Here is a 19,659-nt window from a genome sequence, read left to right as displayed (position 1 = left end):
GACGTCACGGTACTGTCCGGCCGACCTGAGTCGAGATGTCACTCGCGGTGGTCGGAGACCCAACCGGTCAACAGAACCTCGTCGGGATCCACCGGTCCTGCCATGGAACCCTGCTGCGTGAAGAAATCGACGAGACTCCTCGAGCGGGTGAGGTCATCTTCGCTGAAATCACGGCCGGTGAAGTCGATCTGAGTGACGCGATCGCGTGCCTCCGCTGGATCCATCTGGATCTCGGCCGCAATGGCGGCTGCCGCGCGATCGGGATCTTCCTGGATGATCTCCGACGCGTCGGCGATGACTGCGAACACCTTCCCCGCGAGTTCGTCGTTGGCGTCGAGCCAATCCTCTCGGGCGAGGATCCACTGCGAGTACTCGGCTCCGAAGTCACCGGTCGTGGCCACCACGCTGGATCCATCGGCTTCTGCTTGCGCCACCCACGGGTCGAACGAGACGAATCCGTCGATGTCACCGCGTGCCAACAGTGCAGGCTGCTCGGGCGGGCTCGTCGAGACGATGTCGATGGTCGCGGGGTCGAGTCCCAGGCTTCTCAGATAGAGATCGGTGAAGTAGACGCCGATGCCCGGGAAGACACCCATGGTCTTGATGTCCTTCGGCTGCACACCGTCTCGGAGAACGACCTGGAAGTACCGATCCGAGTCCTGGAACACGCCGAGCGCCCGCAGCTGCGGGTTCGCCGCCATGACGGTCAGCGCGGTCGAATCCGCATTACCGGACATCTCCGACGTCCCGGCGACCACGTTCTGGGCGCCCGCGGCACCCCCTTCGGTCTGGACGATCTCGACGTCGAGGCCCGCCGCGTCGAACATGCCTTCGTGGTCGGCGAGAAACAGCGGCGCATACGACGGGTCGACGCCGACGGCGATGCGGACGAGCGAGGTACCGGTCGCTTCCTGGGTGGCTGGGCGAGTACATCCGGTGGCGACGACGAGCACGGACAACGCGGCGACCGTGGCTCCGGTCGCCCACCGCTTCCTGGTTGAAATCATCGACATGTGCGTCCTCTCGGGGTTGTCGGTTCCGTCATTTGCCGGTGAAGACGGCAGGTCGTTTGTCGAGAAACGCCTGCAGTCCCTCGGCGGTGTCGCTGGTCGTGATCAGTTTCAGAACGGCGTCGAACTCGACGTCGAGCGCCTCGTGCATGGGTAGCGGCAGACCGTCGGTCACCACCTGCTTGATCAGACCGATCGCCGCGGTCGGTTTCGCGGCGTACGCCGCGGCCAGCTCGGCAACGGTGTCGTCGAAACGATCGTCTGCCACCACTCGGTCGACGAGTCCGATGTCCAGCGCCTCGGCGGCCGTCAGCTTGCGACCCTCCATCATCAGCAGTACGGCGCGGTGAGCGCCGATCAGGCGCGGAAGTCGTTGACTACCACCGGCACCCGGGAACAGTCCCAACGCGATCTCCGGGAAGCCGACGGTCGCGGCGTCGCTCATCACCCGGAGGTCGCACGCTAGTGCCAATTCCGCTCCGCCGCCGAGTGCGTGACCGTTCATCGCCGCGATGACGGGTTTGGGCGCCGACGTCAGAATGTGCTGTACGTCGACCCACGGACGCATCGCGCGTTGTGTCTCCTCGGTGAGATTGCGCATCACCGAGATGTCGGCGCCGGCCACGAAGAAGCGACCGGTCCCGCGTACGACGATGCAGCGCACCGACGGGTCGTCGGCGAGCGGCGGCAACGCCGTCAGCAACTCGTCGATCAGGTCCGGGTCGAATGCGTTCGCCGGTGGCCGGTCGACGACGACGGTCGCGACCGCGTCCGCGACGGTGGTACGTAGGTACGAGGTCATGAGCGTCCCTTCGGTAATCGGTCGCCTCATCATTCGTGAGGTGCTGCGCGGACCACAGGGCCTCGGTCCGACAGGCGAACTCTCGCTGCGGCGGTTTGCTGAATGAACCGAATCCATTGGGCAGTGATCTGTCGTGCTTCAGGATTCGGATATCGAGCTCGCCGTTTCGAAGGGAAATTCATGACGACAACAGACGTGACCGACGCTTCGGTCGCCGCCAGCGAGCCACAGCGCCCCCGTGCGGCAGGACGGCAGGACTGGACGGCCTGGCCGCTGTACAACGCTGCCAGCAGTGGCTACCGCGGCTATTGGTACCCGGTGGTGTGGGCCAGTCACATCACGAAGGACCCGAAGAGCTACATGCTCGGCGGGGACAAGCTCATGCTGATGCGAGATGGCGGAAAGATCTACGCGTTGCACGATCGCTGCCCGCATCGTGGCGTTCCCCTCTCCGAAGGCGACCAGCAGTTCCCGGGCACGGTCAGCTGCCCGTACCACGGATGGACCTTCAAGCTCGACACCGGAAAGCTGGCCGCGGTCATCACCGACGGTCCCGACTCGAAGATCTGCGGCAAGCTGTCGGTCCGAACCTATGCGGTCGAGGAACGCCTCGGACTGGTCTGGGTGTACCTGCCCATCGCCGACGAGCCGCCTCACCCCATCGACGACCAGCTGCCCCGCGAGCTGACCGAGAACACCGGAATCATCGGCGGGCGCATCCAACCGCGCCAGGGTGATTGGCGCTTCGCGTGCGAGAACGGTTTCGACGAGGGCCACGCCAAGTACCTGCATCGCACCGCGCTGTGGCGTCTGTTCAAGCCCATGCCGACGTGGAACATCACGCGAATCATTCCCGAGGGACGGTGGATCTACCGCGTCCAGGACGAGGTCTACTGGGAGGCCACGTTCCCCGGTGTCGGCAAGTGGACGAACAAGCGGTGGTGGAAGAAGAAGCCGGACGAATCGAAGATCTCCAACATCGGAAACACCGGTGCGGGTAAGGAAGTGAATCCGGTCATCGCGGCCCAGAAGTTCCCGGGCTTCGCGTCGTTGTCCATGCCGGGGGTCCTCAGGATCGCCTACCCGACGTTCATCCACTACGAGTTCTACGTGCCCGTCGACGAAGAGAACCACCGCTACGTCGGTCTGATGGTGAACTTCGTGTCCGGGTTGGGCAAGGCCAAGTTCTACGTCAAGTACCTGGGCGCCATCCGATGGCTGTTCCACGGTCAGTTCTCCGGACAGGACGCCTGGATGGTCGAGGTCACCGACGCGCCGCCGGAGAAGCTGTACCGGCCCGACGTCTCGTTGACGTCATGGCGGAACCTCGCGGAAGAGGAGTATGCGGAAAAGCTCTCGGCCGCTGCGCAATTCGCTCCGCAGAAGGAGGCGCGGCCAGCACGCAAGCGTCGTGTACCCGCCGCGTCCGCGGGAACCGAACCTGCCTCGACGCCCGTCAACGGGCAGTCCGCCGAATAGTCCAGGAGAAGACATGACCAGAATCGTGATCGCAGCACTCGCAGGCGCAGGTACGCTCGTGGGCTCCCAGCTGCTGTGGCAGTTCGTCGCCCGTCACTCGAACACGCAAGTCCATCAGGTCCGCCCGTGACGTCGTCGCCCGACGACCGCACCGATCGTTCGGCGCAGGCACATCGGCACGTGAGTCGAGACCGCTTGCGGGACATATTGATCGACCTCGTCGACGTCGCGAGCCCGACCGGTGACGAAGCTCCGCTCGCCCGTGTCGTCACCGAGACGCTCGACCGTGCGGGGGTCGACGCGCACACCATGGCGTTGGACGATCGGCAGGCCAACTCGTGGGGTCGCCTGCGTGGGGACGGCACAGGTCCCGACCTGCTTCTCTACGCGCCGATCGACACCGTCACCACCGGCGACCCCGCAGAGGACCTGCCTGCACTTGGCCCCGCGCTGCGCCCGGACATGGTGGCGAAGGCCAGAGTCGACGGGGACTACCTGATCGGCCTCGGCGCGTCCAACCCCAAGGGGCACGCGGCGTGCGTCATCGCCGCGGTCGAGGCGATCGCCGCAGCCGAGATACCGCTGAAGGGCGATCTGATCGTCGGATTCGGCGCAGGAGGCATGCCGACCAATGCGCGTGCGGGAGTCGGCAATCCGCGTCTGAACACCGGACAGGGCGTGGGGTGCTCGTTCCTTCTCGAACAGGGGGTCTGGGCGGACTTCGCGTTGATCGCGAAACCGGGGTGGACCGTCTCGTGGGAAGAAGTGGGCCTCGCCTGGTTCACCGTCACGGTCCACGGGACACACACCTACGTCGGGTCGAGACATCGCCTGCCCTACGCGAACCCCATTGCGGCGGCGGGGGCGGTCGCTGCGCGACTCGAGGAGTGGTTCCCGAAGTACTCGGTGGCCAACACCTCGGGTCTGGTGGCGCCACAGGGGATCGTCGCCAACATCCGCGGCGGGTGGGAACGCACCGCGTCGTTCACCCCCGAGCAGGTGACGATGACGGTGGATCTGCGATTGAGTCCGCGCACCACACCCAGCGACGCCAAACGACAGCTCCTGGCGGCCGTGCGGCGAATCGCGGACGACCTGGGCGGACTGGAGATCGAGGTCGAGCAGGTGTTGGCCATCGCGGGCGAATCGTCGGACGAGGACATGTGGTTGTGCCGTAGCGCGATCGCCGCGTGGGAGGCGAGGGAAGGAAGACCGCACGAACCCGCGTACGACGCCAGTGGCGCAACAGACGCGAACATATTGCGTAGCAGAGGAATTCCCACCGTTCGGGTCGGCATGCCGAAGGTAGTGGACGCGCCGTTCGAGGTGGATTTCGCGATGGGAATGAACACCGTGGATCTGCGCCGGGCCGAGGAGTTGACGCACTATCTCGTCGACGTCGCACTCGACACGGTCACCCGCACACTCGAGGAAGTAGGACTGTGACGACATGGCTATCGTGACGTTGGGTGTAGGTGCTTCGCACAGCACCCTGATGAACACCCACTGGGAGGAGACCACCCACAAGGACGAGGCGGAGCGGTTCCGTGACGGACTGCGCGCGGCTCGCGATCGCATCGCGGACTCGAGGCCGGACGTCGTCGTTCTGTTGGGCTCCAACCACTTTCGAGGATTCTGGCTCGATCTCATACCCGCGTTCACCATCGGCGTCGGCGAATGCGTCGCGAGCGGTGAGTCGGGTACGCCCAAGGGGCCGCAGCGGGTCGACGTCGAGTTCGCCCGTCATCTCGCGAACGACCTGATCGAGAACGGCAAGTTCGATCCGGCGTTCTCGGCACGCATTCAGATCGATCACGGCCAGTCGCACGCCATTCAGTATCTTCTCGACGGTATCGACGTGCCGATCGTCCCGATCGTGGTCAACGTGTTCGCGCCTCCCCTCCCGACGTTCGAGCGGTGCAGGGATTTCGCTGTCGCGCTGCGTGATTCGATCGAGCGGGAAGCCTCCGACAAGCGAGTCGTGGTCATCGCGTCCGGTGGAATGTCCCACCGGTTGCCGTGGCCGGACTGGCGGGATCCGCACGGCGAGGACGAGGACTTCATGGTCCAGGCGTGGCTGGACGGCCGCGCCAACTGGTCTCAGTACGACGTTCGACGTCGTGAGATCATCCGAGCGGCCGAGGCCGCGATCACGCCGGCTTTCGACGACTACGTGCTTCGCCTGTTCGAGAAGGGCAGTGCGTCCGAACTGGTCGACTACACGACCGAATCGATGGAGAAGGAAGCGGGCAACGGCGCCCAGGAGCTGCGCACCTGGCTGATGATGTCGACCCTCCTGCGCGACGTCGCGGGCGAACGGCTCGCGTACGAGTCGATCCCCGAATGGCTCACGGGCATGGGCATCACGGTGCTCGATCCCGCAGCACAGCAGGACCTACAGAACGCTACGACGACGAAATCGGAGAGACAATGACCATCTGGACCGAACTGGCAGGGCTGGACTTCTGCGTGAAGACGGTGGACGCCGCGGGGATTCCGACGCGTTCGCTGCAAGCCGGATCCGGTGACGAGGCCGTCATCTTCCTCCACGGCACGAGCGGCCATCTCGAGGCGTTCGCACGCAACATCGCCTCGCACTCGGAACGCTACGAATGCCACGCCATCGACATGCTGGGACACGGGTACACCGGGAAACCGGACTACCCGTACGAAATCCCGCGTTACGTCGAGCATCTCGTCGCCTACATGGATGCCGTCGGCCTCTCGCGCGCCCACCTGGTCGGTGAGTCCCTCGGCGGTTGGGTTGCCGCACACCTGGCGAGTGAGCAGCCCGAACGCGTTCTGTCGCTGCAACTTCTGGCGGCGGGCGGCACCGTGGCCAACCCGGAGGTGATGGAACGCATCAAGACGTCCACCATGCGTGCGGTCACCACCGACGACATCGGCCTGACGCGTTCGCGGATGCATCTGCTGATGCACGATCCGGCCAACGCGACCGAAGAATTGGTGAACGTACGTCACCGCATCTATCACCGCCAGGAATTCGTCGACAACATCCACAATCTGCTGACCCTGCAGGAGATGGAGACCCGGCAGCGAAACCTGCTGCGGCCGGAGCGGCTTGCGTCCATCACGGCGCCGACGCTCGTCGTGTGGGGTCACGAGAACCCGTTCGGCGACGTGCCGGAGGCCCGAAAGATGGCCGCCGACATCCCCGGTGCGCGCCTCGAACTCTTCGAGGAGTGCGGACACTGGCCGCAGCACGAGCAGGCGGCGCTCTACAACCCGCTCAGTCTCGACTTCCTCGCGGAAGCGTCGGCGGCGGCGAAGACGACTGCTTGACCGATTCTCGAACCGAGGGCGAGTGAGCCTCGGTGCGCACAACTCGCGGACGCGGCCGACGGGACCCACAATGGTGCCGTCGGCCGCGTGCGTTTTCGGCCGATGCTGCTCGACGTGAAAGGTGAAGGCGTGGAAACGATCTTGTTGTTGGCGACGGACGAATACGGTGTGATCGAATGCACCGTGACCGACCGGATCGGACAAAGGGGGCACGTCGTTCGCCCACCGGAGAGAACGCGACGAGCGGTGTCGGCACTGCTTCCCGACGCGACGGTGGTCATCGGAGAGTGGAGCGGCGAACTGCCACTCGGACGTGACGAGGCCCTGGCCGGGTCGAACGTGCGCCTCGTCCAGCAGCCCGGTGCAGGCGTCAACTTCATCGATCTCGGTGCATGGGCCGACGCCGGAGTGCCGGTCAGCAACGCGCCGGGCGGTAATGCTAGTTCCGTTGCCGAGTGGGCCGTCACGGCCGCGTCGTACCTGAACCGATCCGTCGGATGGGCCGATGCCGAAGTCCGCGCGGGCCGGTGGCCGCAGGAGTCGATCGTTCGTCGTGGTTGCCGCGATCTGGCCGAGTGTCGCGTCGGCGTGGTCGGTTTCGGTGAGGTCGGGCGACGCGCTGCGTCGTTGTTCGGCGCGTACGGGTGCACGGTGCGCTATGCCGCGCGGAGCGACAAACGGGACGCGAACTTCGAACGCGTACCGCTCGACGTGCTCGTCGCGGAGTCGGACGTCCTCGTGCTGTCGGTACCGCTCACGGACGACACGAGGGGCGCAATCGGTCGCGCACAGTTCGACGCCATGCCCGACGGCGCAGTGCTGGTGAACGTCGCGCGCGGAGGCGTCGTCGACGAGGCCGCGCTGATCGACGCTCTGCGGCGCGGCCGGCTGGGAGGCGCGGCGCTCGACGTCGTCGAGACCGAACCGCTGCCTGACGGCTCACCCTTACGCGAGTTCGACAACGTGCTGCTCAGTCCTCATGTGGCGGGCGGTTCCTCGACGGCAATGCGTGCGATCGCCGACATGGTGGCCAGGAACGTCGAGCGTGTACTGAGCGACCACGACCCGTTGTGGGTCGTCAACGGCGTCGCCGGGCAGCAGCCGACGTCGCTCTCGTCCCGATAATCGGCTTCTCACCTCGGCGCGGGGAATGTTTCGCCCGCGTTGCGTCCTCGTTCCGGCCCGGTGGCCGGACGTTGCGTCGCCGTAAGTTGTTCGTCCCGGTCCGCACGGTGGACCCAGTTGGTGGGCGCTCACGACTACCGCAATTACGTTTTCGGACATGAGCCCGCGTATGCGACGCAGATCACACAAAGGAAAGCTTCAGCCCATGGCACAACGATTCAAGCTCGGAACGACGAGTGTTCTCGCGACGGCGACGCTGGCCGCACTGTTTCTCGGAGCCTGCAGCCGTCCCGCGACCGAGGCAGCGGAATCCACCTCGGCGGGAGGGAGCATCCGCATCGCGGTCGGCATCGACGCGTCCTACGCACCGTTCTTCCTCGCGAAGGACGAAGGCATGTTCGACGCCGCCGGACTCGACGTCGAACTGGTCCAGTTCGGGCGCGGCGGCGAAGCGGTCGATGCGCTGTCGACCGGGCAGGTTCAGATGGCCGGTAGCTCGGACACCACCACGATCGCGCAGCTGCAGCAGAACCCGGGGCTGCGTGCGATGTACTCCTACGAGACCTCGGGGGAGTACATCAAGGTGGTTCTGCGTAACCGGGTCGATTCCCCGCAGGCCATCAGGAAGCTGGGCATCGTTCCCGGGCTCAGCCAGATCTCGACGGACAAGTACCTCGAGGCCAACGGCATCGCCGCGGATTCGATCGAGGAGATCACCGCGACACCGACCGACATGCCCGCTCTGCTGAGCCGAGGTGACATCGACGGCTACGTGCTCTGGGAGCCGTGGCCGACGGCGGCCCTCGACCAGGGAACGGGCAAGGTCGTGGCGACCACCGGTGACTACGACTGGTTCTACCACCACTGGGCGATCACGACGGACTCCTGGCTGAGCGCGAACGAGGAGACCGCACGCACCGTGCGCGACGTCCTGCAGGAGGCTACCGAGAAGGTCGAAGCCGACCCTGCAGCCGCCACCGCGGCGACGATGGCCGCGGTCAACTCCGACGAGCAGCAGACGCTGACCGCGATCGACGAGATCGACTTCGTCGTCGAGGACCTCACCGAGAAGAGCATCGAGGACGCACAGTCGGTCGTCGACTTCTATCTGAAGGTGGGAGCGATGAACGCGCAGCCGGATCTGAACGCGTCGATTCTCGTCGACTGGTCCGAAGGAGGGCAGGCATGACCGCGAGCACCATCGAGGGAGTCCCGGTTCACGTACGCGATGTAGCCATTCGTTTCGGCGAGCTGGAGGTCGTGTCCGGAATCGATCTCGACATCCAACCGGGCGAGTTCGTCTGTCTGCTCGGACCGAGTGGATGCGGCAAGTCGACCTTGCTGTCGGCACTCGCCGGTTTCGTCGACACCGCCGAGGGTGAGGTGGTCTGCAACGACGTCCGCGTCGAGGGCAACAACACGCACGCCGGCATGGTCTTCCAGAGCTCGGAAGCTCTGTTCGAGTGGATGACCGTGAGCCAGAACGTGGCCTACGGTCCGCGGATGCGCGGGGCCGACAAGGCCGAACAGGCCCGGATCGCCGCCGAGTACCTGGCCATGGTCGGTCTCCGTCACGCAGGCGCCAAGTACCCGACCCAGCTGTCCGGCGGCATGAAGCAACGTGTGCAGATCGCTCGCGTTCTCGCCAACCAGCCGCGCCTGGTCCTGATGGACGAGCCTTTCGGAGCCCTCGACGCGCAGACGCGTGAGGTGCTGCAGACCGAACTCGACACGATCTGGCGGAACACCGGCTGCACCGTCGTGTTCGTGACCCACGACATCGACGAGGCGATCACGCTCGCCGATCGGGTCGTGGTCATGAGCGCAGGGCCGAGTGCACGCATCAAGAGCGTCTACACCGTCGACGCGCCCCGCCCACGTGACCGGAAGAACCCGGCCGTGGCGGATCTCTACGAACGTCTTCGCGACGACATCCGTGCCGAAGTCGTTGCCTCACTGAGAAATCAAGGAATCGAGGAGGACGAGCTGTGACCGCAGTCGTCGCCGGTCGTCCCGCGACCGCATCAGCACCCAGCCGTCGGAAGGCAAGCCGAGCGCGCTCCATGAGCGGATCGGTCCTCCGCACGGCAGCCCTCTGGTCGGCGTCCGTCGTGCTCGGACTGGCCGTGTGGTCCTTCCTTGCATGGTGGTACGGGCCGACCACGATGGCGTCGCCCACGGCAGTGGTGTCCGCTGCCAAGGAACTGTCCGACAGCGGCGTCCTGTGGAGCTCGATCCAGGCGTCGGCGGGACGAATTCTCATCGGCTGGGCACTCGGCGTCGTGGTCGGAGCCCCCGTCGGAATTCTCATGGGCCGCATCGACATCGTTCGACAACTCCTCGACCCGTACATCGAATTCTTCCGATTCATCCCACCGATCGCGTTCGTGACACTCGCCGTCGTCTGGTTCGGCATCGGTGAGACGTCCAAGATCGTTCTGATCTTCTACACGTCGGTGTTCATCGTGACCGTCAGTACGATCGCGGCGACCGTCGCGATCAGCGACAACAAGCTGCAGGCAGCGGCCAATCTCGGTGCCGGTCGCTTCCAGATCATGAAGACGGTCGTGTTGCCGTCGACCGTCCCGGGAATCGTGACCGGTGCGCGTCTGGCGATGGGAAACAGCTTCCTGACGATCGTCTCGGCCGAGATCGTCGCCGCCAACGCCGGTATCGGCTCGATGATCTGGCAGGCTCGTAACTACGGACGCATCGACTGGACCTTCGTCGGAATCATCACGTTGGGAATCATGGGATTCCTCTTCGACCGCATTCTCCGAACGGTCTCCACCAGGTTCCTCGGAAAGTACGGAGTGAAATGACGAACGACACCGCCACCATCGCAGAGAAGGCCGGAATCCCCGGCGCCCCAACAGGTCTGACTGTCGAGCAGGAACGTCACCGCCGCAAGGTCGCGGTGGTCGGAGGCTACCGAATCCTGTCTCGCTTCGGACTGGACGAGGGAATCTCGGGCCACATCACGGCCCGTGACCCAGAGGACCCGGAAACCTTCTGGACGGCCCCGTTCGGTCGACACTTCTCGCAGGTGCGACCCGAAGAACTACTGCACGTCGGGTCGGACGGAACGATTCTGTCCGGTTCCGGGCCACTGAACCGGGCGGCCTTCGTCATCCACTCCAAGATCCACCACGCACGCCCGGACGTGATCGGCGCGGTCCACGCACACGGCCTGCAGGGCAAGGCGTTCTCGTCGCTGCACCAACTGCTTTCACCGATCACGCAGGACGCGTGCGCTTTCTACGACGATCACTCGATGTACGAGGAGTACCACGGTGTGGTTCTCGACGACGAGGAGGGCGAACGGATCGCGGCCGCACTGGGTTCGAAGAAGGCGGTCATCCTGACCAATCACGGCCACCTCACGGTCGGGGAATCCGTCGAGTCGGCCGTCTGGTGGTACGTGTCGATGGAACGCTCGATGCAGGCGGAGCTCGCGGCACGTGCGGCGGGAACGCCAGTGGTGTTGTACGACAAGATCGCGGCCACGACGTACGACGCCGTGGGGACCGAGAAGGTGGGGTGGTTCGCCTACTCGACCATCATCCAGAAGATCGCGGCCGAGGAGCCCGACATCTTCGGTCACTGATTTCGTTCTGCACTTCGAGCACCGGGTACGCGCGACGACTTGTCGCGCGTACCCGGTTTTCGTCGTGCACCGCCGATTGCACGGGCCGGCGGGAGTGTTCCGGTGAGCGAACCGTTTCCATTTCCTCTGCGCCGCACTGTGTTTACGGTTCGATCATGACTTCATCGGTGGACCTGTCGGTCGACATTCTGATCATCGGCGCCGGCCCGGCCGGGCTGTATGCCGCGTACTACGCCGGATTCCGCGGACTGCGGGTCGCCGTACTCGACGCACTGGACGAGCCCGGCGGGCAGATCAGCGCGATGTACCCGGAGAAGGCCATCCTCGACATCGCAGGGTTCCCGTCGGTGAAAGGACGCGACCTGATCGACGGCCTTCTGGCGCAGGCTGCTCCGTACTCACCCGAATACGTACTGGGCGAGCGCGCATCGAATCTGCGGCACCTTCCGGACGGATCCGTTGCGATCTCGACGGACAAGGACCGCACCATCTTCGCGGGTGCAGTCGTCATCTGCGGTGGCATCGGCGCGTTCACGCCGCGGCCTCTGCCGAAGGGGCACGGTTTCCTCGGTCGCGGGCTGAGCTACTTCGTGCCCGACCTGTCCGCGCATGCCGATCGCGACGTCGTCATCGTGGGCGGTGGTGACAGCGCGTTCGACTGGGCAGCCCATCTGGAGCCGATCGCGAAATCGGTGACTCTCGTGCACCGGCGTGACAAGTTCCGTGCGCACAAGGCATCGGTGGCCAAGGTGTTCGACAGCTCGGTGCAGGTCGTCGTCAACGCCGACGTCTCGGCGGTGCGCGGTGAGGAGTGGATCTCCGAGGTCGACATCGCGCACAAGGCAGGTCACCAGGACACCCTGTCGGCGCAGTCGGTCATCGCGGCTCTCGGCTTCACCGCCGACCTCGGTCCGCTGAACGACTGGGGCATCGCGATCGAGAACCGGCACGTACTCGTCGACACCCGAATGCAGACCACGGCCCCGCGCGTGTACGCAGCGGGCGACATCACCGACTACCCCGGCAAGGTGCGGCTGATCGCCGTCGGTTTCGGTGAAGCCGCCACCGCCGTCAACAACGCGGCCGCCGTCCTCGACCCCGACGCGGAAATCTTCCCGGGTCATTCCACAGAGCAGGAGAACTGACGTCATGCCGTTCGTCATCGGAGAAGCGTGCATCGATTACATGGATCGATCGTGCATGGAAGAATGCCCGGTCGATTGCATCTACGAGGGCAATCGCAAGCTGTACATCAACCCGGCCGAGTGCATCGATTGCGGGGCATGCGAATTGGCGTGCCCGGTCGAGGCCATCACGGTCGACCGCAAGGCGGATCCGGAGTTCCGCGAGGACAACAAGCGGTTCTTCCTCGAGGTGCTGGACGGAAGATCCGAACCGGTCGGAACGCCGGGCGGTGCCGCGAAGATCGGGCCGATCGGTGTCGACACTCCCATCGTCGACGAATTCGAGGAAGCCTGACCGGAACCGGACGAAACGGCTCGGCATGTAACGAACATGAGTCCAGTTCGCCCAATGAACCCGTTTCGGTGACCGAGCCGGCCGAAAACCCTTAACGTTCTGTCGGGGGAAGCCAACAGTCGAACACGAGGTGAAGAATGAGTTCCGCAGTTCCCGCATCCCCAGGTCCTTCGTCGGCTCCGCTGCTGCGCATCGATGCACGCCCGTCCGCGCCGTCTGCTCCTTCGGCGGATCTTGCGTCCGTCCTGGGGAAAGCGCGACTCATCCTCGACGCGTTCGACCGCGAGAACGCCGATCTGTCCTTGACCGAGCTCACCCGCCGCAGCGGTGTGGCGAAGGCGAGTGTGCATCGGTTGGCGGGTGAGCTGGTCGAGTGGGGACTGCTCGAGCGTGCGGGAACGAAATACCGACTCGGCCTCCGGCTCTTCGAACTCGGTCAGCTCGTACCGCGGCAGCGGATCCTGCGCGACGCCGCTCTGCCGTACATGGAGGATCTCCTGCTCGCCACGCAGGAGACCGTGCACTTCGCGGTTCGCGAGGGCCTCGACGTTCTCTACATCGAGAAGATCGTCGGGCACCGGGGACTGAACGAGAACTCCCGCGTCGCCGGTCGATTGCCGCTGTACTGCACGGCCACCGGCAAGATCATCATGGCCTTCTCGCCTCGCTCGGTGTTCGACGAGGTCGCGGCCCAGGGCTTCACCGCGCTGACGGCACGTACGACGATGTCGGTGTCGGTACTGGCGCACCAACTCGAGCGGATGCGACGCGACAAGCTCGCTGTCGAGGTCGAGGAGACGCGGCTGGGGTACATGAGTGTCGCGGTGCCGGTGTTCAGCGGCCACGACGTCCTGGCAGGCGCGCTGTCGGTGACGGCACCGACCTCTCGGTTGAACGTCAGTCGCGTCACCGGTGCACTGCGCACCGCGGGCATGGGGATCTCCCGCACGCTGCAGGCGATGAAGTGCCACCGACCCGACGGCCTCGCGAATCGCGAGTCGACGTGCCACCCGACGGTGTGCTCGTTCAACGGGTGCGGTCGGTGACCACCCGCGTCGGTACGTACCCGTAGCGTTCGGCATCCCAGGTGTTCGGTCCGACCCCACGGCCGGACAATTCGGCTTTCCGCACCTTGCCCGTGTCGGTCAGTGGCAGCTCGTCCACGACGTCGACGTAACGGGGCAGTGCGAAGTACGGCAGATGCGGTTCCGACCGGCGCAGCAGGTCGAGCGGATCGACGACGTGCCCGGTCCGAGGAACGACGGCCACCATGATGTCGTCCTCGGCCAGCGACGACGGGACAGGAAACGCCACCACCTGTGCGACGGCCGGATGCCGGCCGAGAACCGTTTCGACCTCGACGGACGACACGTTCTCTCCTCGTCGACGAATGACGTCCTTGATGCGGTCCACGAAGCGGAACCAGCCGTCGGGTTCACGGACGACCCTGTCGCCGGTACGACGCCAGGAGTCCGTCGCGGGAATCGGCTCGCCCAGATACCCGGTCGCGAAGGCGCCGGGCAGGTGAGTACGCACGACCAGTTCGCCCGGATTGCCGTCGGCGACAGCGTTGTCGGCGTCGAGCACGACCGCGTCGTATCCGGGACGTACGGTGCCCAGGTAGCCCGGGCGGGCTGTCGCCCAGTCGTTTCCGAGCACGAGATTGGTTTCCGTCGATCCGAACCCGTCGATCAGGTCCACGCCGAACCGTTCCCGGAACAGGGTGTACAGGTGCGGCGGCGTCGCCGGCGCGAGCGATCGGGTGACGGAATGTGCGCGGTCGGCCTCGGATGGCGGTAGCGACGACAACATGGCGACCATCGCGCCGAGGAGATAGGTCACCGTCGCCTGCGCGTCGGCGACGTCGGCCCAATGGGCACGGGCGGAGAACCGTTGTCCCAGAACGAACGTCGCACCCGCGACGAAGGCCTGGAACATGGCGTTGATCGCGTTGGTGTGGAAGAACGGCAAGCAGTTGTACAGCACGTCGTCCTGTGTCACCGCGAGCGCGTCACCGACACCGAGTCCCCAGTACACGAACTGCGCGTGTGGACACCGCACGCCCTTGGGAGGTCCGGTGGTTCCCGACGTGAACAGCACCATGGCGGTGTCGAGCGAATCGACGTCCGCGGCGGGAACCGATCGGCCGGTCTCGGGTGAGGGCGCGTCGGAACCGAACTCCCACAGGGCCCCTCGGAAACCGGCGGATCGAATCCGCTGCGTATGGACGGGTTCGGTGAACACGTGGCGTGCCCCCGAGGCTGCGAGGACGAAGGTCAACCCGTCGCCTCGCAACTCGGGGTTGACGGGAACGGCTACTGCGCCGATCCAGACGCACCCCAGCATGGCCTCGACCATCTCGATGCGGTTCGACGACAGCACGAGGACCGAATCACCCTGCACCACGCCGTGATCCAGTAAGGCGCCGCCCATCGACGCGACGCGCTCCGCGAGGAGTCCGTACGAGCGCGTCGTACCGGACCCGCGAAGCGCCGATGCGTCGGGACGCTCGGCAGCGCGCGCCGCGATCAGCGCCGGTATGGTTCTCACGCGTCGATCCAAGGGTTCAGCGATTCCGGAGCCCGGGAACGACCACTGCCCGGCCGGCCACTTTGCCTTCCCGCAGTGCGATCAGAGCGTCGGCGATGTCTTCCAGATCGAATCGCTGGACGGTCAGGACCAGATCACCGGACAGCAGTCGGTCGATCATGACAGGTGCGAGTTCGGCCTGTCGATCGGTCTTGCGCATCATGTTGACCGGAAGCAGCGACACGTCGCTGAGCAACCAGTTCGGCAGATCGACGGTCAGTTCCGTACCCAGGGTGTAGCCGATCAGCGCGGCCCGACCACCCGGCACCACCGTCCGCAGTAGCGGCGCGAGTACGTCGCCGCCCAGGGTGTCGATCAATACGTCGGCGACGGGCTCCGATCCGAGCGCCTCGAGCAACGTGTCCCCGCGCCCCACCACCGGCCGTACGCCTGCGGGCACCAACTCGACCTGGTCCTCGCGCGGTACGACCCCGATGACCTCGGCCGCTCCGGCCAGCAGCGCGAACTGTGCGGCCATCGCGCCGACGGCGCCGGACGCGCCGGAGACGACGACGCGTTCACCCGGCGCGACCCGAGCCACGTCGTTGACCGATACGTATCCGGTGGTGCTCGGCAGGAAGAAGGTCGCGGCGACGGCTGGATCGAGCTCGGCGTTCACCGGAGTGAGAGCGCGGTCGTCGACGACGACGTAGTCGGCCCAGCAGCCGTTCTTGAACAGTCCGATCCCTTTGCCGCGCACGAGGACTCGTGAGCCGATGGGCAAGGTGTCGGACTCCACCACGGTGCCGGACCCGTCCGTGCCGCCGATGTGCGGCAGCGTGGGCTTGACCCCGAACGTGCCGCTGGCGACGGTGAGGTCGAGATGGCCGAGGGCGGCCGCGTCGACCCGAACGAGGGAACGACCCGGTTCCCGCACCGGTACATCGATGTCCTCGACGACGGGGCTCTCGCCGTAGGTGTGCAGTAGCGCGGCGCGCATGTGGCCTCCTGAAATAGTGTGCGGGGTGGTCAGCGCAGTGTCTGTGCGGACCGTAGGGATGCGATCTGGTCGGGCGTGTAGCCGAGGATCGTGCTCAACACGTCGTCGGTGTCGGATCCGAGAACGGGGGCGGGGCGACGAACACCGCCCCTGGTGGACGACATACGGATGGGCGTTCCCTCGTGCAGGAAGGTGCCCGCCACGGGATGGTCGACGGGGACGTAGAACTGTCGATCACGCAGGTGCACATCGTGTTCCACGAGATCCCTGCCGTTCTGCACCGCGCCCGCGGGCACGCCCGCCTGCTGCAGCGCGTCCTGAACCACTGCGACCGGACGTACGCGGGTCCAGGCCTCCACGGCATCGCGTATGTCCTTGTCTCGGGCGCGTCGAGCATCGGCCGTCTGCAGAAGGGGGTCGTCGACCCAGTCGGTTCGGCCCACGACACGGCACAGGGCCGCCCACTCGGCATGATCGCGTACCGCCACGGCGCACCACGAGTCGGCGCCGAGGCATCGATACACCCCGTGCGGCGCATACAGTCTGTGCGCGTTGCCGATCGGGGTCGGAGTGATGCCCGCGCCGTTGGCGCTGACGACCGACGTACCCATGTGCGACGCCATCGCTTCGAGTTGCGAGAGGTCGATGTGTTGCCCGCGGCCGGTGCGGCTGCGATGTTCGAGAGCCGCGAGCGTCGCCAACGCCGCCTGCAACCCGGCGACGATGTCACCGTGGCCGTAGATGACTCCGACGACGTCGTCGACGGACCAGCCGGTCAGGGCCGTGAGACCGCTGCTGGCAGAGACGATGTCGGCGTACGAGACCCAGTCCTTGCGAGGTCCGGTATGGCCCATGCCGGACATGGAGGTGTAGACGATACCCGGGCGAATGCTGTCGAGTTCGGCGTAACCGAGGCCCATCCGTTCCATCACCGACGAACTGAAGTTCTCGACGACGACGTCGCACGTGGCGATCAGATCCCGCAGGACCGCAAGCCCTTCCGGCGATCTGGTGTCGAGTGTGATGCTGCGTTTGTTGCGGTTGACGTCGTTGAAGTAGCCGCTGGTGTTCGGGTCGTCGCCGCCGTCCCGCGACAGGTGCATGAACGGGGCGAAGCGCGTCGGGTCCGGTCGTCCGAGCGACTCGACCTTGATCACCTCCGCGCCGTGGTCGGCCAGAATGCGCGTGCAGTACGGACCCGCGAGAACCCAGGTCAGATCGAGCACGCGTATCCCGGACAGCGCGAGCGGACCGGCCTGTTCGCTGCTGTGGGCGGGGAGCCGTACATCGGGCAACGACGTCAGCAGCTGTTGATCCGCTCCCAGCGCCTGCACGTCCAGACGCGTCGGCCGACGGCCCTCGGGGAACGCGAAGCCGAAGCCGAGGTCGCGCACGGTTCCCGTCTCACGTTCCAGATCGACGAAGAAGTCGCGATCGTTGAGTTGAGGGTTGCGGATCGTTTCGTCCGGCCTGTCCACGGCCGCCCACGGCAGTCGGTGGTCCTGGGCCGCGGCGGCGAACTCTTCCTTCGTCCACGACGAGAGAATGCGGTTCAGGACGTCGAAGATGTGCTGCTGCCCCGACTTTCGGGTGCGGGCGTCGGCCCACTTCGGATCGCCCAGATCCTCCTCCACACCCATCTCGGTGAGCCATGCGACGAGGTTGTCCCACATGCGCGGGCTGCCGCCTAGGCCTCCTCCGAGGTGTCCGTCCGCGGCGTCGAACAAGCCGTGCGGCACGAGAGGATGCACACGGCCCGGACGCGGTGGAACTCGGTCTTCGTGCAGGTACGCCAGCGTTCCTGCTTCGAGCGCCGCCGCGACGCATTCCTGTGCCGAGATGTCGATGTCCTGCCCGCCGTGTCCGCGACGTCGGGCCGACAGGCCGAGCAGAGCGCCGATGGCAGCGTTGACGCCGGCGAGTTGTTCGGCTTGACCCTCGGGCAAAAGCAACGGGGGTCCGTCCGGATCCCCGACCTGTGCCATGGCGCCGCCGCGTGCGGCGACGGTCAGATCCGTTCCCTCCCAACCACTGTGGACGCCGTCGCTGCCGAACGGGGTGACGCGGACGCGGACGAGACCGTCGACGTCGGGCAAAGGCGTTGCGCCGGGCTGCCTTCCGTCGAGCACGATGTCGGCCCACTGCAGCAGAGTGGTCAGTGACGTCGACCCGCTCGCGGTGCCCGTCTCGACGACGACCGATCGCTTACCCGCGTGCCAGTGCGCGAACGTGCACCCGTCGAGGTCGCGACGCGTATCGTCACCCTCCGGTGGCTCGACGAGTACGACGTCGCAGCCGATTCCGACCAGCATCCGCCCGGCGGACCGCACGAAGGGCCCCGACAGCTCGACAACTCGGATGTCGTTGTCACTCAAGGTGGATCTCTCCGATCGTCGCGGTTGCTGGATGTCGTCGACACTAGATGCGCATCGGTTGTCGTGCGAACGGTGCGGGACCGCTGACCGGACCGATCTCGTATGCAGTGACCGTCGCCGTTCCTACTCTGTGCCTCATGACAACGTTGGAGCCACACACGATCGGCGAAGCCGCGGATCGTCTCGCCGCAGCGGCGCGCACCAGGCAGCCGTGTTCACCGGTGCGTGATCTCATCGGCCGCGACGACATCGCGTCCGCGTACCGGATTCAGTCACGCAACATCGATGCGCTGCTCGCGTCGGGGCGGACTGTCGTGGGTCGCAAGATCGGGTTGACGTCGCCCGCCGTCCAGCGTCAACTCGGCGTCGACCGACCCGATTTCGGAGTGTTGCTCGACGACATGGACTGCACGGGAGCGGGCCCGCTCGACATCACCCGTGTTCTGCAACCGAAGATCGAGGCGGAGATCGCCGTGATCCTCGATGTCGACGTCACCGAAGAGTTGACCGCAGAACGGGCGCCCGATGTGGTCTCGACCGTGTTCGCGGCCTTCGAGATCGTCGACAGCCGAATTGCAGACTGGGACATCTCGCTGGCCGACACGGTGGCGGACAACGCGTCGTCCGGCCTGTTCGTGCTCGGCGATTCGGTGCCACGTGTCGATGCACCAGATCTCGCCTCGGTCGCGATGACGCTGACCGCGGACGGAGTCGAGGTGTCCACCGGTCGTGGTTCGGACTGCTTGGGCAGTCCGTGGAACGCACTGGTGTGGTTGGCGAACACCTGCATCGAGTTCGGTGCCCCGCTCCGCGCAGGCGACATCGTGCTGACCGGAGCGCTCGGCCCGATGGTCCCCGTCGCACCGGGAAGCACGTACACGACGACGATCTCGGGAATCGGCACCGCCACAGCCACATTCACGCATCGACCGGAAGAGGACAGGTAGCAC

18 protein-coding genes are annotated in these 19,659 nt (G+C 65.8%); 13 read left to right on the top strand and 5 right to left on the bottom strand.

The features are described from left to right. Positions 1-38: 38 nt before the first annotated feature. Both HQ354_RS10770 and HQ354_RS10765 read right to left on the bottom strand, forming a co-directional pair. Entirely contained in the window at positions 39-1,007 is a 969-nt protein-coding gene (locus HQ354_RS10770) for an ABC transporter substrate-binding protein (RefSeq protein ID WP_222634466.1), read from the bottom strand. A gap of 34 nt (positions 1,008-1,041) precedes the next feature. After that, the gene (locus tag HQ354_RS10765) at positions 1,042-1,812 is read right to left on the bottom strand and encodes an enoyl-CoA hydratase/isomerase family protein (protein ID WP_068429762.1); all 771 of its coding nucleotides are present in this window, start codon (positions 1,810-1,812) and stop codon (positions 1,042-1,044) included. 180 nt (positions 1,813-1,992) lie between these two features. Here HQ354_RS10765 and HQ354_RS10760 point away from each other — a divergent pair, with 180 nt between their 5' ends. From HQ354_RS10760 to HQ354_RS10705, 12 genes are all read left to right on the top strand, one after another. Further along, positions 1,993-3,291: a Rieske 2Fe-2S domain-containing protein gene (locus HQ354_RS10760; protein WP_068429764.1), complete on the top strand. Its 1,299-nt coding sequence runs from the start codon at positions 1,993-1,995 to the stop codon at positions 3,289-3,291. Positions 3,292-3,417: 126 nt separating this feature from the next. After that, positions 3,418-4,737: a M20 family metallopeptidase gene (locus HQ354_RS25885; RefSeq protein ID WP_068429766.1), complete on the top strand. Its 1,320-nt coding sequence runs from the start codon at positions 3,418-3,420 to the stop codon at positions 4,735-4,737. Positions 4,738-4,741: 4 nt separating this feature from the next. Continuing rightward, positions 4,742-5,725: a catechol 1,2-dioxygenase gene (locus tag HQ354_RS10750; protein WP_068429768.1), complete on the top strand. Its 984-nt coding sequence runs from the start codon at positions 4,742-4,744 to the stop codon at positions 5,723-5,725. Beyond that, positions 5,722-6,594, top strand: a complete 873-nt coding sequence (locus tag HQ354_RS10745) for an alpha/beta fold hydrolase (RefSeq protein WP_068429771.1) — start codon at positions 5,722-5,724, stop codon at positions 6,592-6,594. The genes HQ354_RS10750 and HQ354_RS10745 overlap by 4 nt, the downstream gene beginning before the upstream one ends. 129 nt (positions 6,595-6,723) lie before the next feature. Then, positions 6,724-7,719 carry an NAD(P)-dependent oxidoreductase gene (locus tag HQ354_RS10740; RefSeq protein ID WP_254303598.1) on the top strand — a complete coding sequence of 332 codons (996 nt, stop codon included), beginning with the start codon at positions 6,724-6,726 and terminating at the stop codon, positions 7,717-7,719. Between the two features lie 205 nt (positions 7,720-7,924). Then, complete coding sequence (locus tag HQ354_RS10735; RefSeq protein ID WP_068429775.1) at positions 7,925-8,908, top strand: ABC transporter substrate-binding protein; 984 nt, start codon at positions 7,925-7,927, stop codon at positions 8,906-8,908. Continuing rightward, complete coding sequence (locus HQ354_RS10730) at positions 8,905-9,711, top strand: ABC transporter ATP-binding protein (protein WP_222634465.1); 807 nt, start codon at positions 8,905-8,907, stop codon at positions 9,709-9,711. The genes HQ354_RS10735 and HQ354_RS10730 overlap by 4 nt, the downstream gene beginning before the upstream one ends. Further along, positions 9,708-10,541, top strand: a complete 834-nt coding sequence (locus tag HQ354_RS10725) for an ABC transporter permease (RefSeq protein ID WP_068429778.1) — start codon at positions 9,708-9,710, stop codon at positions 10,539-10,541. Before HQ354_RS10730 ends, HQ354_RS10725 begins: the two co-directional genes overlap by 4 nt. Then, on the top strand, positions 10,538-11,326 hold the full coding sequence (locus tag HQ354_RS10720; protein ID WP_068429779.1) for a class II aldolase/adducin family protein: 789 nt from the start codon (positions 10,538-10,540) through the stop codon (positions 11,324-11,326). Before HQ354_RS10725 ends, HQ354_RS10720 begins: the two co-directional genes overlap by 4 nt. 155 nt (positions 11,327-11,481) lie before the next feature. Next, positions 11,482-12,471 carry an NAD(P)/FAD-dependent oxidoreductase gene (locus HQ354_RS10715; protein WP_068429782.1) on the top strand — a complete coding sequence of 330 codons (990 nt, stop codon included), beginning with the start codon at positions 11,482-11,484 and terminating at the stop codon, positions 12,469-12,471. A gap of 4 nt (positions 12,472-12,475) precedes the next feature. Further along, complete coding sequence (gene fdxA / locus HQ354_RS10710; RefSeq protein ID WP_068429785.1) at positions 12,476-12,805, top strand: ferredoxin; 330 nt, start codon at positions 12,476-12,478, stop codon at positions 12,803-12,805. 137 nt (positions 12,806-12,942) lie between these two features. After that, entirely contained in the window at positions 12,943-13,851 is a 909-nt protein-coding gene (locus tag HQ354_RS10705; RefSeq protein WP_068429786.1) for an IclR family transcriptional regulator, read from the top strand. Here HQ354_RS10705 and HQ354_RS10700 read toward each other — a convergent pair. From HQ354_RS10700 to HQ354_RS10690, 3 genes are read right to left on the bottom strand one after another with little or no spacing between them, the layout of a single operon-like run. After that, complete coding sequence (locus HQ354_RS10700) at positions 13,832-15,355, bottom strand: AMP-binding protein (protein ID WP_254303599.1); 1,524 nt, start codon at positions 15,353-15,355, stop codon at positions 13,832-13,834. The two genes, HQ354_RS10705 and HQ354_RS10700, sit on opposite strands and share 20 nt — an antisense overlap. Before the next feature lie 16 nt (positions 15,356-15,371). After that, on the bottom strand, positions 15,372-16,334 hold the full coding sequence (locus tag HQ354_RS10695) for a zinc-binding dehydrogenase (RefSeq protein WP_068429791.1): 963 nt from the start codon (positions 16,332-16,334) through the stop codon (positions 15,372-15,374). 29 nt (positions 16,335-16,363) lie between these two features. Continuing rightward, positions 16,364-18,709 (bottom strand): CoA transferase, encoded by a 2,346-nt coding sequence (locus HQ354_RS10690; RefSeq protein WP_222634464.1) that lies wholly within the window; start codon positions 18,707-18,709, stop codon positions 16,364-16,366. A 137-nt stretch (positions 18,710-18,846) separates the two neighbouring features. Between HQ354_RS10690 and HQ354_RS10685 the strand changes: the two genes are divergently transcribed. Further along, positions 18,847-19,656 carry a 2-keto-4-pentenoate hydratase gene (locus HQ354_RS10685; protein ID WP_068430089.1) on the top strand — a complete coding sequence of 270 codons (810 nt, stop codon included), beginning with the start codon at positions 18,847-18,849 and terminating at the stop codon, positions 19,654-19,656. The last annotated feature ends 3 nt before the right edge of the window (positions 19,657-19,659 follow it).

Source organism: Rhodococcus sp. BP-261 (assembly GCF_019835205.1).
Taxonomy (GTDB): Bacteria; Actinomycetota; Actinomycetes; order Mycobacteriales; family Mycobacteriaceae; genus Rhodococcoides; species Rhodococcoides kyotonensis_B.
This window is presented reverse-complemented; position numbering and strand designations above follow the sequence as displayed.

What these genes read in the sequence shown, in the direction of transcription:
- HQ354_RS10770 (WP_222634466.1), bottom strand. Translation starts at nt 1,007, where the DNA reads ATGATTTCAACCAGGAAGCGGTGGGCGACCGGAGCCACGGTCGCCGCG.
- HQ354_RS10765 (WP_068429762.1), bottom strand. Translation starts at nt 1,812, where the DNA reads ATGACCTCGTACCTACGTACCACCGTCGCGGACGCGGTCGCGACCGTC.
- HQ354_RS10760 (WP_068429764.1), top strand. Translation starts at nt 1,993, where the DNA reads ATGACGACAACAGACGTGACCGACGCTTCGGTCGCCGCCAGCGAGCCA.
- HQ354_RS10750 (WP_068429768.1), top strand. Translation starts at nt 4,742, where the DNA reads ATGGCTATCGTGACGTTGGGTGTAGGTGCTTCGCACAGCACCCTGATG.
- HQ354_RS10745 (WP_068429771.1), top strand. Translation starts at nt 5,722, where the DNA reads ATGACCATCTGGACCGAACTGGCAGGGCTGGACTTCTGCGTGAAGACG.
- HQ354_RS10735 (WP_068429775.1), top strand. Translation starts at nt 7,925, where the DNA reads ATGGCACAACGATTCAAGCTCGGAACGACGAGTGTTCTCGCGACGGCG.
- HQ354_RS10730 (WP_222634465.1), top strand. Translation starts at nt 8,905, where the DNA reads ATGACCGCGAGCACCATCGAGGGAGTCCCGGTTCACGTACGCGATGTA.
- HQ354_RS10720 (WP_068429779.1), top strand. Translation starts at nt 10,538, where the DNA reads ATGACGAACGACACCGCCACCATCGCAGAGAAGGCCGGAATCCCCGGC.
- HQ354_RS10715 (WP_068429782.1), top strand. Translation starts at nt 11,482, where the DNA reads ATGACTTCATCGGTGGACCTGTCGGTCGACATTCTGATCATCGGCGCC.
- fdxA (WP_068429785.1), top strand. Translation starts at nt 12,476, where the DNA reads ATGCCGTTCGTCATCGGAGAAGCGTGCATCGATTACATGGATCGATCG.
- HQ354_RS10705 (WP_068429786.1), top strand. Translation starts at nt 12,943, where the DNA reads ATGAGTTCCGCAGTTCCCGCATCCCCAGGTCCTTCGTCGGCTCCGCTG.
- HQ354_RS10695 (WP_068429791.1), bottom strand. Translation starts at nt 16,334, where the DNA reads ATGCGCGCCGCGCTACTGCACACCTACGGCGAGAGCCCCGTCGTCGAG.
- HQ354_RS10685 (WP_068430089.1), top strand. Translation starts at nt 18,847, where the DNA reads ATGACAACGTTGGAGCCACACACGATCGGCGAAGCCGCGGATCGTCTC.